This window comes from Mycobacteroides salmoniphilum (assembly GCF_004924335.1).
In the GTDB taxonomy this organism is placed as follows: Bacteria; Actinomycetota; Actinomycetes; order Mycobacteriales; family Mycobacteriaceae; genus Mycobacterium; species Mycobacterium salmoniphilum.
This window is the reverse complement of record NZ_CP024633.1, coordinates 248,283-262,888: the sequence shown is the minus strand read 5'-3', so window position 1 is coordinate 262,888 and position 14,606 is coordinate 248,283. Positions and strand designations below refer to the sequence as shown.

Sequence of the window (14,606 nt, the reverse complement as noted above, 5' to 3'; positions counted from 1 at the left end):
CCCGGAACCGGGCTAGCGTAGTAACTGTGCCTATCGCATCAGGATCGGCGCACGCCGAGGGAGTGAACCGGCTACTACGGAGTTACCGGGCCATTCCCGCGACGGCGACCGTTCGTTTGGCTAAGCCCACGTCAAATCTGTTCCGCGCAAGGGCAAAGTCGATTACACCGGGCCTGAATACCTCGGGCCTCACCGGTGTCATTGACGTGGACACCGTCAACAGGACTGCCGACGTGGCCGGCATGTGCACCTATGAGGACGTGGTCGCCGCCACACTTCCCCACGGGCTCTCACCGTTGGTGGTGCCACAGCTCAAGACCATCACGCTCGGTGGCGCGGTCACCGGGCTCGGAATCGAATCCGCGTCCTTCCGCAATGGGCTTCCCCACGAGTCTGTTCTCGAGATGGACATCCTCACCGGCACGGGCGAGATCATCACCGCATCGCCACACCAGCACGTCGATCTGTATCGGGGTTTCCCCAACTCGTACGGCACCTTGGGCTATTCGGTGCGGCTGCGCATCGAACTGGAGCCCGTGGCTCCGTTCGTTGCCCTGCGGCACATCCGATTCCACAATCTCGATGAACTGGTGACGGTGATGGAGTCGATCGCGGGCTCGGCGACCTTCCAGGGCGAACGAGTGGACTACCTGGACGGGGTGGTGTTCACGGCCGGGGAGTCGTATCTGACCCTGGGCACCCAGACGGATGCACCGGGCCCGGTGAGCGACTACACGGGACAACAGATCTACTATCGATCGATCCGGCACGCGGACGGAACCAGCAACGATCGACTGACCATTCACGACTACCTATGGCGTTGGGACACCGACTGGTTCTGGTGTTCCCGCGCATTCGGTGCTCAGAATCCGCGCATCCGCAGGCTTTGGCCACGAAAGTACCGGCGCAGCAGCGTCTATTGGAAGATGATCGGCCTCGACCAACGCTACGACATTGCCGACCGCATCGAGAGGTTTAACGGGCGCGCAGCCCGGGAACGCGTCGTGCAGGACGTCGAGGTACCAATCATGAACACCGCGGAATTCCTGCGGTGGTTCCTCGATGAGGTACCGATCGAGCCGGTGTGGCTGTGTCCGTTACGGTTACGTGACAGTGAGGGATGGCCGCTGTACCCGATACGATCGGGACAGACATACGTCAATATCGGATTTTGGTCTTCGGTGCCCGCGGGTTCCACCGAAGGAGCCACTAACCGGCTTATCGAACGCAAGGTCAGCGAGCTCGGTGGACACAAGTCCCTATACTCCGAATCCTTCTACCCCCGTGATGAGTTCGAAGCCTTGTACGGCGGAGAGCACTATCGGACACTCAAGAAGACGTACGACCCCGATAACCGATTGCTGGATCTCTACGCGAAGGCGGTGCGGCGACAATGACAACTACTCAGGCCAAAAATGAGCGGGGCGAGAACGGCAGGCTCTCGTTAGCCGAGATTCTGGAGATCATGGCGGCCGGGGACCTGCCGTTGCGCTTCAGCGCGTACGACGGCAGCAAGGCCGGACCGGAAAATGCCGAACTGGGACTCGACTTGCTGACACCCCGTGGCACAACGTATTTGGCGACGGCGCCAGGTGATCTGGGGCTGGCACGAGCGTACGTTTCCGGCGATATCGAAATGCAGGGAGTGCACCCGGGCGATCCCTACGAACTACTGAAGGCCATGGCCGACAGGCTGGACTTCAAACGTCCACCGGCGCGAGTACTGGCCAATATCGTCAGGTCGATCGGTTTCGAGCATCTGCGCCCTATCGCGCCGCCGCCGCAGGAGGCCCTGCCCCGCTGGCGTCGGATGGTCGAGGGGTTCCGGCATAGCAAGACACGTGATTCCGAAGCCATCCATCACCACTACGACGTGTCGAACGTGTTCTACGAGTGGGTACTCGGGCCATCCATGACCTACACGTGCGCGTGCTATCCGAACGTGGACGCCACCCTGGAGGAAGCGCAGGACAACAAGTACCGGCTGGTGTTCGACAAACTGGCGCTCAAGCCCGGCGACCGGCTGCTCGATGTGGGTTGCGGCTGGGGGTCGATGGTCAGGTATGCCGCGCGGCGCGGCGTGCACGCAATCGGTGTCACATTGTCGGCAGAGCAGGCGGCCTGGGCACAGAAAGCCATTGCTGATCAAGGACTCTCGGACCTTGCCGAGGTTCGTCATGCGGATTATCGCGATATCACAGAGAGAGGATTCGACGCGGTCTCCTCGATTGGGCTGACCGAACACATCGGCATCGCGAACTACCCCGCCTACTTCCGGTTTCTGCAGTCACACCTGAAGACCGGTGGGCTGCTGCTCAACCACTGCATTACCCGGCCGGATAACCGAACCTCAGCTGTTGCAGGGTATTTCATTGACCGCTACGTCTTCCCCGATGGCGAGTTGACCGGGTCGGGCAAGATCATCACCGAGATACAAAACGTAGGCCTGGAAGTGCTCCACGAGGAAAACCTGCGTCACCACTACGCACTGACGCTCGCGGAGTGGTGCGCCAACCTCGTCGAGCACTGGGATGAGGCGGTCGCCGAAGTAGGCGAGGCTACCGCGAAGGTATGGGGGCTGTACATGGCGGGCTCACGACTGGGCTTCGAGCGCAACGTCGTTCAGCTGCACCAGGTGCTGGCCACAAAGCTCGACGAGCGCGGCGGTTCCGCACTGCCGCTACGCCCGTGGTGGCAGCCCTAGCTGGGATCGATCTTGCGAGCACCCAACTCGTTCTGAAGTAGTTCCAGCGCAACCTCTTCGGGGTCGCGCCGAGGACCGGCCTCGCCCTGCCCTGCCTCGGCGAGCATCTGCTCCTCCTCGTCCTCCGGGGACGCGGGTTCCGGCTCTGGCTCGGGGGCCGGTTCGGGCTCGGGTGTGGGGCGGCTGGGCCTGGTTACCACCCGCGGCGCGGCCTTGTTGGCCTTCTGTGTGGAAGCAGGAGCGCCGGCTTCTCCACTGCCCACCTCGCAGCGGATCTCCCAGTCCACACCGAGCGCATCCTTCAACGCGTCCCGGATGACCTCGGCATTGCGCGACTCGGTGATGCGCTTGGCCAGCGGCGGTGAATCATGGGACAGCACAAGGATTTTACCCTCGATGGCGCGCACCGTGGCGCCGGAGAGCATGACCTCGGTGGTACGGCTGCGATCCCTGACCTTGGACCGGATCTCGGCCCAGGCGTTGCGCACAGCAGTGGTATCGAGGGCGCCGGGCTGCCGTGGCTCAGGCGCCGGAGCAGGCTCGGGGTCTGGGGTGGGCTCCGGCTCTGGTTCGGGAGTTGGTTCCGGGGTCGGCTGAGGCTCGGGCACCGGTACAGGGGCGGGCTGTGCAGGTTCCGGAGTGGGCTCCCGCTCTGGCGCCGGCGTGGGAGCGGGCGGTGCCGGTTCCGGGATCAACTCAGGTTCGGGTTCTGGAGTTGGTTCCGGTGCAGGAGCGGGCGCAGGCGGCGCGGGTGCGGGTGTCAGCGCGGGGGCCTCAGGCGCCGCAGCAGGGGCGGGCGGTGCGGGTGCTTCCGCGGCGGGGGCTTGCGACCTACGGACAAAACGCGACGACGCGCCTCCCCCCTCGGCCTCGGGCACCGACATATCCAGACGCTTCTCGATGCGTTCAACGCGTTGCAGCACAGCCGATTCCGCATCCGCGGCCGAAGGCAGCAGCAACCGGGCACACACCACTTCCAGCAGCAGCCGGGGTGCCGTCGCACCACGCATTTCCCCGAGCCCGGCATGCAGCACCTCGGCGTACCGGGTCAGTGTCGCGGGACCGATGCGCTCGGCCTGTTCACGCATCCGGTCCAGTACATCCTGTGGCGCATCAACCACACCGCGCTCCCCGGCATCCGGAACAGCTTGCAGGACAATCAGATCGCGGAATCGTTCGAGCAGGTCCGTGCCGAATCGACGCGGATCGTGTCCGGCATCCATCACGCCTTCGATGGCTCCGAACACCGCGGCGCCGTCACCGGCGGCGAGGGCGTCGACCGCATCGTCGATCAACGCGATATCGGTGACGCCCAACAGCGCGAGCGCCCGTTGGTACGTGACGCGTTCCTCGTCCGCACCGGCAAGTAGTTGGTCGAGCACCGACAGGGTGTCACGGGGGGACCCGGCGCCGGCACGGATCACCAGCGGATACACCGGATCGTCGACGGCGACGTTCTCCTGCGCGCAGATGCCCTCGACCAGCGTCCGCATCGTCTTCGGCGCCAGCAGGCGGAAGGGGTAGTGGTGGGTGCGCGACCGGATGGTGGGCAGCACCTTCTCCGGCTCGGTGGTGGCGAAGACGAAAATCAGATGCTCGGGCGGCTCCTCGACGATCTTGAGTAGCGCGTTGAAACCCGCGGTGGTGACCATGTGCGCTTCGTCGATGATGAAGATGCGGTAGCGCGACTGCGCGGGCGCATAGAAGGCCCTGTCACGTAGCTCACGGGTGTCGTCCACTCCACCGTGGCTGGCGGCGTCCAGTTCGATGACATCGACGTTCCCTGAGCCGTTGGGCGCCAGCGCGACACATGAATCGCAGGTTCCACACGGCGTCGAGGTGGGGCCCTGCACACAGTTCAGTGAGCGGGCCAGGATGCGCGCGGAGGACGTCTTACCGCAGCCACGGGGCCCCGAGAACAGATAAGCGTGGTTGATTCGGCCGGCGTCCAGCGCGGTAGTCAACGGTCCGGTGACGTGCTCCTGGCCGATAACTTCGGCGAAAGTCGCCGGGCGATACTTGCGGTACAGGGCCACGGAGAGCAAGGGTACCGGCGACCGCAGACGTCCTTGGCGGGCCACCTGACGAACAAACGACTACATTGCGTGATCTTGTTCGCTAGAGTCCGCGCATGAAGACACGTCGCGTTGATATGAACACTGTGTTGGCGGTTGGCGCGAGTGTCATCGCACTCGCATTCACCTCCGCTTGTTCCAAGGACACGCCGAGTGATCCCCCGGCACCGTCGTCGAGTACCCAGAAGGCTGACGAGCCGAGCGTGAAGTTGCCCGAGGGCCCGGCGACCGCGCTGTTGCTGACTCGCGAGGACTTCCCGGCGGGCAATGGGACGTTCAGCATCGAGGACAAGCTCAAACTCGATACGGACAAGACGAGCAAGTCCAAGCCGGAGAAGGTCAACCCGCCCGGGTGCTACGAGTTCATTTCCGAGGGAGATGGCGACTACGACAGGGCGCGGGCCAAATACGACTCGGACACCGTGACGGCGGAGAGCAGTGTCGGCCTCGGGATCAAGCAGTCATTCGATGACCTTGCCAAGCGGGCCCAGGAATGCGCGTCGGTCCAGATGGAAGGCGACGGGGTGGCCATGAAGGCACATGTCTCCATCGCCGATTTGCCTGGTGCCTCGGCGGAGGCCAAGTTGGTGAAGGTCGGCGGCCTTCTCGGACCCGAGGGAGATCAAATCGGCGTCGAGTCTCATATCGCGATCGCCCATCCTCGGGGTACGACCGTCAGGATCGAGGTCGATAGATTCATCGATCCGTGGACAGCTGAGCAAGACGCGCTGGTGTTGGATCTACTCAACAAGCAGATCGCCAAGGTACAAAAGGCGCCGTAGGCGAATCCGCACACATTGGATGGGGGATGTCCCGTGGCTCGCATGCTGTCCCTTGGCGCGATATCCGCTGCGCTGATCTTCGCGTCGGCGTGCACCAGCGTCGTCGAGGGTGAACCGACGTCGGATGGCTCGGCCGGGCTGCCCAAGGGTTCTCTCGAAACGCTGCTGCTGCCACGTGACGAATTTCCCGAGGGCTCTGGCTCGTACAAGGTGGTCGAGCGGCCGGGCGATGACGGGCCGAGGGTGAAGCCGGTCGAGTGCAACATCTTTGTCAACCACGACACAGTCCCCTTTGAGCAGGCGGCCGCACAGTACGAAGACGGGGCTCTGCGCGTGGACGTCGTGGTGGGCAAGGGCATTGCCGACTCATCCCAGACGATCCAGGAGAAGGCCGGGCGGTGCGGGTCCGTCACGCTCGATCTCGACGGGATCGAGGGGACCGGCAGCGTCAAGATAGAGAAGGTAACCGGGGCCTCTGTCGACGCGACGGCAACCGTCTTCACCGGTGGTCTGGGTATGGACGGTGAGCAGACTGTGGAAATCACCATCAAAACGCTCACCGCGCATCCGCGCGGAACCACGGTGACCGTCAAAGTCCTCCACGCCATGGAGCCCTGGACCAGCGACAACGACAAGCTGGCGTTGTCGCTGCTCAACAAACAGGTCGACAGGGTACAAAGGGCGCCCTAGTCGGCACGCTCCAACAGCTTTTCTGTTGCCGCCAGTAGCGCGCACGTCGCAAGACCATCGACAGCAGCACCAACGGTCTCCAACGGGGGGAATGACGGCGCCAGTCGAATGTTCTTGTCGTTCGGGTCGTTTCGGTACGGGAACGTGGCCCCTGCCTCGGTAAGCGCTATCCCGGCCTCCTTGGCCAGAGCCACGGTGCGCTTGGCAGTGCCGTCGAGAACGTCGAGACTGATGAAGTATCCACCCTTGGGCTCACTCCACGACGCGATCTTGCTCTCGCTCAATCGGTCGTCCAGAATCTCAAGCGCCAGTTGAAATTTGGGCGCGAGGATCTGCTGATGCTTCTGCATGTGCAGCTTGACACCCTCGGCATCGCCAAAGAAACGCAGGTGCCGCAGCTGATTCACCTTGTCGGGTCCGATGCTGCGCTTACCGGCATGCTGTAAGTACCACGCGATGTTGGCGAGCGATCCTCCCATGAAGCTGACACCCGCACCGGCGAAGGTGATCTTCGAGGTGGAGGCAAAGATCAAGGGGCGGTTGGGATGTCCGGCGGTTTCGGCGATGCCCAGCAGGTCCACATTCCGGACGAAATCATGCGTGAGTGTGTGCACCGCATATGCGTTATCCCAGAACAGCCGGAAATCCGGTGCGGCCGTATTCATCTGGGCCAACCGACGAACGACCTCCCATGAGTACACGGTTCCCGTCGGGTTGGAGAAAACGGGAACGCTCCACATGCCCTTGATGGTCGGGTCGGTGGCGACGAGTTCCTCGATGAGGTCGACATCGGGGCCGTCCTCGCGCAGCGGGATCGGAATCATCTCGATGCCGAAGGATTCGGTGATCGCGAAATGACGGTCGTATCCGGGCGCCGGGCACAGGAACTTCACTGACGGCTCGTCGACCCAGGGCCGGGGCGAGTCGACGGTTCCGTGGAGCAGCGAGTACACGATCACGTCATGCATGAGAGACAGGCTGGCGTTGTTGGCGGCGACCAGATTGGGCGCGGGAACGCCGAGCAGCTCACCGAAGATTGCACGCAGCTCCGGGAGGCCGTTGCCTCCGCCGTAGTTGCGCGTATCGGTGCCATTGCCGTCGAGGAAGTCGCCGTCACCGGGCAGTGCCAGCAGGCCGTTCGACAGATCCAGCTGCTCGGGCGCCGGCTTGCCTCGGGTGAGGTCCAGCGCTAGCCCCTTGGCCTTGAGCTGGTGGTAGTTCTCCTGCTGCAACCGATGCTGAGCTGCGAGTTCGTCAGGTCCGAGCGACAGGAACGACACGGCTTTCCCCTATTCGCCCTGCGGGGCATCTGGAGGTCGCGATCTTCGGAAAGGGGACCCCGCGCACCCGACAGAGCCCGTTGACCCTTGCTGCCTTCCAGCCCTGGGGGAGTTCACAGGATAGACGCCGCGCGGGGTCCGCCGACCAGTCTAGTAGGCGGGCGTCAGCCGTCCCGGATGGTGGTGGTTGTTGGCGATTGAGTCACCGATATCGAGCTGCGGTGGGGGTATCCATTCGGTGGTGCCGTTGGTGTGTTTTCGGGTGGTCCAGCCGTGGTTGAGGAGGCGGTGGTGGGGGCCGCAGGCGAAGGTGAGGTTGTCGATGTTGGTGGGGCCGCCATCGGCCCATTCGGTGATGTGGTGGACTTCGCACAGGTATCCGGGCACGTGGCAGTCGGGGTGGGTGCAGCTGCGGTCTTGGGCGTGCAACACAATCCGCTGATCTGCCGATGCGATGCGTTTAGAACATCCCAGATACAACGGTCGACCGTCATCATCGAAAATCGTCAGGTCGTGGTGGGCGTGGGTGGCCATGCGGATCACATCGCGCAGGGGCAGCCTGGTGCCGGCGCCGGTGACCGCTATGCCGGCGGCGTGTTCGAGCTCGGCCAGGGTGGTGGTGACCACGACGGTGACCGGCAGTCCATGGTGCGAACCCAAATCTCTGGACGCGAGCGTCGATCGCAGGCAGGTGCGTAGTGCGTCTTGGTGGCGTTGGGCACTGCTGCGGCGATCACGTTCGGCCGCTTCCGGGTCGGGCTCCCCGTTGAGCATCGGTGATTGATCGGCAGGGTTGCACATGCCGGGTGCGGCCAGTTTGGCGAACACTGCATCCAGATACGCACGCGTCTCCGGATCCAGTAGGCCGCTGATGGGTGACATGCCGTCAAAGCCCTGCTGCCCGATCGTGACTCCGCGCCGCCGCGCCCGATCCACATCGCAGAACTCACCATCCGGGTTCAACAGGGCCATCATGCGGTCGGCACCGATACGCAGTGCCTCGGGCCGAAACTGGACGGCCATGGCCGCTAGTTGTTGTTCGGCGGCTTGGCGGGTCGGGGCATCCACCACCACCGGCAGCCGATCAAAGAACTGCCGAATGATCCGCACATGCTCGTCCCCGACATCGCCGCGAGATAGCGCGGCGGCCACATTCGGCAGCTGCGGTGCCAGCACCTCACCGGTCAACGCCCGCCGCGGCGCCAACTGCTCGGCATCACCGATCCGGCGCCGGGCCGCACCCTTACCGATATGCAACCGCCGCGCAATCACATCCGCATAAGAAGTGCCACCGAGTTCCACCGGCGAGGCCTGGGCCGTGACCTTGGGGATAAGCCCGAGCCCGCCCGCGGACAACCGACGCTGCACCACCTCCACACGGGCCAGCACCGTCAACGCCTCAGCGGCAGTCAGCTCCCGAATCGACTCAACGCAGAAGGCATCAACCGCCGCCTCCAACGCTGCGATCGAACCCATGTTCGAATACTAACGGTGCCCACCGACAAGAACGGTCCGGGTTGTGACGAGAGAAACTAGTGAGTCAGAAGATGTTTGGCGCACAACCCGGCGACACGCGCATCCGTTGCGAGCCACCGCAGGCTATGCGCAGCGTCCTTCCCCTGCCTGCGAGCGACAGCCGAACGCGCCTCTCGATCTCGATGACCGGGTCTACCTGCACGGTCCAACTCTATGGACCCGTCAACCCCAATAACTCAGCCCCGTTGCGGTCAAGAATCAACGACGCGTCCTCGGCTGACAGACCCTCCTGGATGTACGTCGCGGAACTGACGTACCTGGCGCCTCCCTGATACGGGAAATCCGATCCGAACACCAGCCGGTCGGCACCCAGCGACGCGACAGCCGCCTGTAGCGCGGGCGTGTGGTCATGCCCCACCGTGTCGTACCAGATCCGCCGGGCAGCATCCTTGGGCGCCTCCGGACAATGTGTGGCTTCCCACTCGGTCACCTGCCGGTTCACCCGCTCCAGCACCATCGGCAATGCCCCACCCAAATGACACGTCACGATCTTCATATCCGGATAACGCGACGGGATGCCCGCGACGATCAGGTGCATGATCGCAATCGTGTCCTCGATCGGCGCCCCGATGGACCAGGTGAGCGAGTGCTCGGTGATCAAGGACGAGTCGGCTCCGCACCCCGCAGGATGCACGAAAAGGATTGCGCTCCTGCGATTGAGCTCCTCGTACAGCGGATCGAAGATCGGATCGGCGATGGATCGACCAAGCACCGAGGTCGTGATCGCCGCACCGTACATCCCCAGATCGTCGATCGCGCGGCTCAGCTCCTCCAACGCGGCCGGGATATGCGGCAAGGGCAACGATGCCAGCGCCCGGAACCGTCCCGGGTACTCACTGGCGAGCTTCGCGTACTCATCGTTGATAAATCGGGCGCTCTCCACGGCGGCGGACTCGTCCTCGAAATGGGGCGATGCCGGTGTTGCCGAAAGGATCTGCAGGTCAACACCCGCCTCGTCCATTAACGCGAAACGTCCATCCAAATCGGCGCGCGCCGCCCCGGCCCCGAGACCACGATGGACATCGGTGCCGGGCCGCCCGTGCTCATCGAGCAGCGAGAGATAGTCGTCGGACCACAGGTGAGCGTGAATGTCTATGCGCACACTCGTCATGCTAGTACCGGAACCCCCGTCGCCAGAGGCGTCAGCAGCTCAGCGAAGATCCCCACTCCATCCCGCGTCAGGATGGACTCGGCATGGAACTGGATCGATGCAAATCGCTTGGCACGCACCGCATGAACCTCACCCGTCACGGCCTCGGAACTGATCTGCACTCGCCCCGCCGGGGTATCCACCCATTCTCCACCCGTCACCGCGGCGAAGGTGTTGTAGAACCCGACATGCCGCTCAGTGCCGAACAGATCGATCTGCCGCTGGACGCCCTGATTGGGCTGCTCCCGGCGACGGACGGGCAGACCCAATTGCCGGCACAGCACCTGATGGCTCAGGCAAATCGACAGGAACGGAATACGCTGGGTCAGTGCGGTCTTCGTCAACGCGGTCAGCGTCGCGATCTTCGGGACATCCATGGCGGTCGGATCACCCGGGCCGGGACCGAGCACTAGAAGGTCATGCGAACCGGGCTTGATGTCCTCGTCAAAGCGACGAATATCCACCCGTAAGCCCAAGGCCCGCAGCTGCAATCCGATCATCGAGGTGAACGTGTCCTCGGCGTCGACCACCAACGCGGTCCGGCCCACCAGATTCGCGGCGCTCTCCCCTGACCCGTGCCCTAGCCAAAAGGTTCCGATGCCGGTGTTGCGGCTGGCGAGAGCCTCCGTCACCCGGGGATGACTGCGAAGTTCGCGACGTGTCGTCAGCGCGGAGAGCAATCCTGCCGCCTTACTACGGGTTTCGGCGGCCTCACTCGCGGGGTTGGAATGCCGAACGATGGTGGCTCCGGTGCCGGCCACAAGCGCTCCGTCCGGTGAAATCTCCGCGGTACGGATCAGGATCGCCGAATCCATTTGCCGTACACCGGCAGTATCGGTACTGATCAGTGCGGCGACTCCGCTGTAGTATCGGCGGCCCTTCGGCTCATATCGCTGGATGACGCGGCACGCATTCTCCAGCGGGCTTCCCGTCACCGTCGGCGCGAACATCGTCTCGGCCAAGATCTCTCGCGGATCGCGGTTCGTCACACCGGAAATCAGATACTCGGTGTGCGCAAGCCGCGCCATTTCCTTCAGATACGGCCCCTGCACCTGACCACCATCCGGGCAGATACGAGCCATCATCTTCAGTTCCTCGTCAACCACCATGTAGAGCTCATCGGATTCCTTGGTGTCGGCGAGAAACTCCATAACGGCATCCAGATTCGGGCCGTTGGCACCGTACCGGTAAGTCCCGCTGATCGGGTTCATCACGGCCAGCGAATCCTGCACGCTGATATGACGTTCGGGCGTGGCACCGACGAACACCTGATCCCCGGTACTCACCAGGAATGTCCAATACGCACCCTTCTCCCGCTCCAGCAGCCTGCGAAAGAGCGTCAGCGCTGTGTTGATCGAATAGTCATGCAACTGAACGAGCAGGTTTCGCTTGAGCACGAAGTTGGCGCCGGCCCCCTGGCCGATCTCCTCGGAGATGATTCCGGAGGCCAGACGTGCGTACTCCTCGTCATCAATATCGAAATCGCTGTGGCCCACCACCACCGGGTACTCGGGAATTCGATCCAGCACCGCAGACAACGGCGCCGACTCCTGCTGCTCGATGGCAAGCGCCAGCAGCGGAGCACCGTCATCGGGCGCCACGAATCCCCGCTCGACGATCTGGCGGTAGGGCACCAACGCCAGCAGGTCATGCCCAACCAGTCCATCGCGTAACGGCAGGTCGCCGATCCGTTCGAAGGACGTCACCTCCCCGATGAACACATCGACGGCGTCGGGCGCGCCGGATTCCGGCCGGTGCAGCAGCGCGAACGGCCCGGTTGCCCCGGCCAAAACACGCCCCAGTAGATCACTCATGTCAGCACCTCATCGGTAACGGTCAGCACAGCACACCGTCGTGCCGCGTATTCCAATGCCATCCAGTGTGATTCGTCATCGAAGTCGGCGATCCCATCGGCAACCAGGAAGGTCTCGATATCGTGAGTGAACGCGTCCACCGCGGTCATCAGGACCCCCACATGCGCGTAAACCCCACAGATAATCAACTGGTCTCGCCCTGCGGCGTGCATCCGCTCCAGCAGCGCCGAACGGTGGAAGGCGCTGTACCGCCATTTGGTAAAGACCCAATCGCCGGGATCGGGCGCGATCGGATCGACGATCTGGCGGTGCTCCTCGTCCACGCGCATCCCCGGACCCCAGAAGTCCTTGAGCAAACCGCGCTGTTCCTGAGTCATGCTTCCGGGCTGAGCGGTATAGGCGATCGGGATGCCCGCTGCCACAGACCTGTCACGAATGGCCGCGACGTTTCTCACCAGGTCGGCACGCAGCGAAGCAGGCAGTGGGGCCAGGAAGTAGCGCTGCATATCGTGGATGAGTAACACGGCGCGAGCCGGGTCGATCTGCCATGTCGCCGTGTTGGCGGGCAGCAAATCCACAGTCGGCAGGTCATATTCGGCGATGATCGGTATGCCGCGTTCAACGGTGGTCATTGGTCAAACCCCTAGCGTCGCGCCGCCGTCGACCACCAGCGTGTGCATGGTGATGTGGGCGGCTTGGTCGGAAAGCAGGAAGGCCACAGCGTCGGCGATGTGTTGTGGTTGAGCGACGCGCCCCAGGGGAATCCCTGGCTTGAAGTCATCCAGACTGCCGGAAACCAGTCCGGAGTCGGAGGAATCGCCAAGCATGGCGCGCAGCATGGGGGTGTCCGTGGAGCCGGGAGCGACTACATTGCACCGGATTCCGTGCTCGGCAAGCTCTAGCCCCAGACTCTTGGTGAAGGCATTGGCGGCTGCCTTGGATGCGGAGTACGCCGTCATCCCCTTGCGGGCCACCAACGCGGCATTGGAGGCAATCGTCACGATGGAGCCCGCGCGGCGCGGGATCATGTGCCGCGCCACCTCCCGGCTCAGCACAAAGGGTGCGCGCACGTTGACATCGAAGGTCTGAGCCCAGTCAGCGTCGGAGAACTCGACCGCCGCACCTGTTCTCAGTATTCCCGCACCGTTGACCAACGAGGTGATCGGACCTATCCGAGATTCAATGTCCGCCACCCCCACCGCCACGGCGGTGTCGTCGGTGATGTCAAGCACCTGCCCGATGATGTCCAGCCCCTCATCGGCGGCATACTCGACGAGCTGCTTGATGGCGACCTCGTCGATATCCACCGCGACAACCCGCTCGTCTCGGCGAGCCAGCGTCGTCACCACTCGAGAGCCGACTCCCCCGCCGGCGCCCGTCACCACCGCTACCATGCCGACACCACTTCGGTGGCCTGAGCGGTGTTGAGGCGCGGATCGCACAGTGTCGAATACCGTTGACCTACTTCGTGATTCTGCGAATCGTCAAAAACGCACTCGACCACATCATCCGGAGTCGCTTCCAGGTGCAATCCGCCCGAGTGCACGCCCGCCTCATCGAGCACCTCACGGAAGCCGCGCACCTCGTCGATGGCCGTCTGGACGTGCCTCGTCTTGTAACCGGAGTCGGTGGACACGGTATTGGCGTGCAGTGGGTCGCACAGCCAGATCACGGGGTGGCCTGATTCACGCACTGCCGCAACCAAATCAGGCAGCTTGGAACGCACGGCCGAAGCGCCCAATCGTGCGATCAGCGTCAACCGTCCGCTCTCGTGCTCCGGATCCAGCTTGTCGCACAGCGCGAGCAGGTCCTCTGTCGTCATCGACGGCCCCACCTTGCATGCCACCGGATTGGCAATACGGGAGAACAATTCAACATGCGGGCCGTCCAGATGCCGGGTCCGGTCGCCGATCCAGGGCCAGTGCGTGGACGTGAGCACCATGCGGTTCTCACCGTCGCGCCGCAGCTGCGGCTCCTCGTAATCGAGCAGCAGCGCCTCATGAGATGTCCACACCGGCGGCTCGATGACCGACAGCGAGGATGGCACCCGCCACCCCAGGTGACCCATCACCCGGTTCGCCGCCCAATATCCGGCCAGCATCCGATCCGGATTGGCACGCCGATGTACCGGGTGCGGCTGCGGGCCATTGACAAGATGCCCACGGAAAGAGGGCAGTTCGACACCGTCAATGATCTCGGTGGGCTTGGACCTCGGCTTGGCGTACTGCCCGCCGATGCGGCCGACCCGCAGTACCGGCCGGTGGGTCTTCATCCGCATGGTGCCGGCGAGCACGTTGAGCAGCGCCACCTTGCGCGCCACGTGAGCATTGGTCGACTCCTGTGGATCCTCCGCGCAATCGCCCGCCTGGATGATGGTGGCCCGGCCCCGAGCGACGGTGCTCAGCAGCGCGCGCAGGGTCCTGATCTCGTCGGCCCCGACCAGCGCGGGCAGCTCGCTGAGCTCGGCGCGCACACGCTCCAGGTGCACGTCGTTCTCCCAGACCGGTTGTTGCACGGCGCGACCGGTAGTGAGCAGCAGTGATGACGCAGACATTCTCGTGATCTCCATTCGATT

Annotated in this window: 12 protein-coding genes and 1 other RNA gene; 4 read left to right on the top strand and 9 right to left on the bottom strand. The window is 63.7% G+C overall.

Going from position 1 to position 14,606, the window contains the following annotated elements; translation table 11 throughout:
* Positions 1 to 26: 26 nt before the first annotated feature.
* Both DSM43276_RS01280 and DSM43276_RS01275 read left to right on the top strand, forming a co-directional pair.
* A complete protein-coding gene (locus tag DSM43276_RS01280; RefSeq protein ID WP_078330564.1) occupies positions 27 to 1,397 on the top strand; it encodes an FAD-binding oxidoreductase in 1,371 nt (456 codons plus the stop codon).
* Positions 1,394 to 2,704: a class I SAM-dependent methyltransferase gene (locus DSM43276_RS01275; protein WP_078330565.1), complete on the top strand. Its 1,311-nt coding sequence runs from the start codon at positions 1,394 to 1,396 to the stop codon at positions 2,702 to 2,704. The genes DSM43276_RS01280 and DSM43276_RS01275 overlap by 4 nt, the downstream gene beginning before the upstream one ends.
* Here the strand turns inward: DSM43276_RS01275 and DSM43276_RS01270 are convergent.
* Positions 2,701 to 4,740 carry a DNA polymerase III subunits gamma/tau gene (locus DSM43276_RS01270; RefSeq protein ID WP_078330574.1) on the bottom strand — a complete coding sequence of 680 codons (2,040 nt, stop codon included), beginning with the start codon at positions 4,738 to 4,740 and terminating at the stop codon, positions 2,701 to 2,703. The genes DSM43276_RS01275 and DSM43276_RS01270 overlap by 4 nt on opposite strands.
* Positions 4,741 to 4,835: 95 nt before the next feature.
* Here DSM43276_RS01270 and DSM43276_RS01265 point away from each other — a divergent pair, with 95 nt between their 5' ends.
* Both DSM43276_RS01265 and DSM43276_RS01260 read left to right on the top strand, forming a co-directional pair.
* Positions 4,836 to 5,561 carry a hypothetical protein gene (locus DSM43276_RS01265; protein WP_078330566.1) on the top strand — a complete coding sequence of 242 codons (726 nt, stop codon included), beginning with the start codon at positions 4,836 to 4,838 and terminating at the stop codon, positions 5,559 to 5,561.
* A gap of 42 nt (positions 5,562 to 5,603) precedes the next feature.
* Positions 5,604 to 6,251 (top strand): hypothetical protein, encoded by a 648-nt coding sequence (locus DSM43276_RS01260; protein ID WP_412458684.1) that lies wholly within the window; start codon positions 5,604 to 5,606, stop codon positions 6,249 to 6,251.
* Here the strand turns inward: DSM43276_RS01260 and DSM43276_RS01255 are convergent.
* The 8 genes from DSM43276_RS01255 to DSM43276_RS01220 all read right to left on the bottom strand — a co-directional run bounded on the left by DSM43276_RS01255 (position 6,248) and on the right by DSM43276_RS01220 (position 14,600).
* The gene (locus DSM43276_RS01255; RefSeq protein WP_078330568.1) at positions 6,248 to 7,531 is read right to left on the bottom strand and encodes an aspartate aminotransferase type Ic; all 1,284 of its coding nucleotides are present in this window, start codon (positions 7,529 to 7,531) and stop codon (positions 6,248 to 6,250) included. The two genes, DSM43276_RS01260 and DSM43276_RS01255, sit on opposite strands and share 4 nt — an antisense overlap.
* A 48-nt stretch (positions 7,532 to 7,579) precedes the next feature.
* An RNA gene (gene ffs / locus DSM43276_RS01250) (signal recognition particle sRNA small type) lies at positions 7,580 to 7,674 on the bottom strand.
* 7 nt (positions 7,675 to 7,681) lie between these two features.
* Positions 7,682 to 9,007, bottom strand: coding sequence for an HNH endonuclease signature motif containing protein (locus DSM43276_RS01245; RefSeq protein WP_136628966.1), 1,326 nt, complete (start codon positions 9,005 to 9,007; stop codon positions 7,682 to 7,684).
* Positions 9,008 to 9,218: 211 nt separating this feature from the next.
* Positions 9,219 to 10,169: an amidohydrolase family protein gene (locus DSM43276_RS01240; RefSeq protein ID WP_078330394.1), complete on the bottom strand. Its 951-nt coding sequence runs from the start codon at positions 10,167 to 10,169 to the stop codon at positions 9,219 to 9,221.
* 5 nt (positions 10,170 to 10,174) lie between these two features.
* On the bottom strand, positions 10,175 to 12,031 hold the full coding sequence (locus tag DSM43276_RS01235; protein WP_078330382.1) for an anthranilate synthase family protein: 1,857 nt from the start codon (positions 12,029 to 12,031) through the stop codon (positions 10,175 to 10,177).
* Positions 12,028 to 12,663, bottom strand: coding sequence for an isochorismatase family protein (locus DSM43276_RS01230; RefSeq protein WP_078330381.1), 636 nt, complete (start codon positions 12,661 to 12,663; stop codon positions 12,028 to 12,030). Before DSM43276_RS01230 ends, DSM43276_RS01235 begins: the two co-directional genes overlap by 4 nt.
* Positions 12,664 to 12,666: 3 nt before the next feature.
* Entirely contained in the window at positions 12,667 to 13,425 is a 759-nt protein-coding gene (locus tag DSM43276_RS01225) for an SDR family NAD(P)-dependent oxidoreductase (protein ID WP_078324326.1), read from the bottom strand.
* The gene (locus tag DSM43276_RS01220) at positions 13,419 to 14,600 is read right to left on the bottom strand and encodes a 3-deoxy-7-phosphoheptulonate synthase (RefSeq protein WP_078330380.1); all 1,182 of its coding nucleotides are present in this window, start codon (positions 14,598 to 14,600) and stop codon (positions 13,419 to 13,421) included. Before DSM43276_RS01220 ends, DSM43276_RS01225 begins: the two co-directional genes overlap by 7 nt.
* Between the last annotated feature and the right edge of the window lie 6 nt (positions 14,601 to 14,606).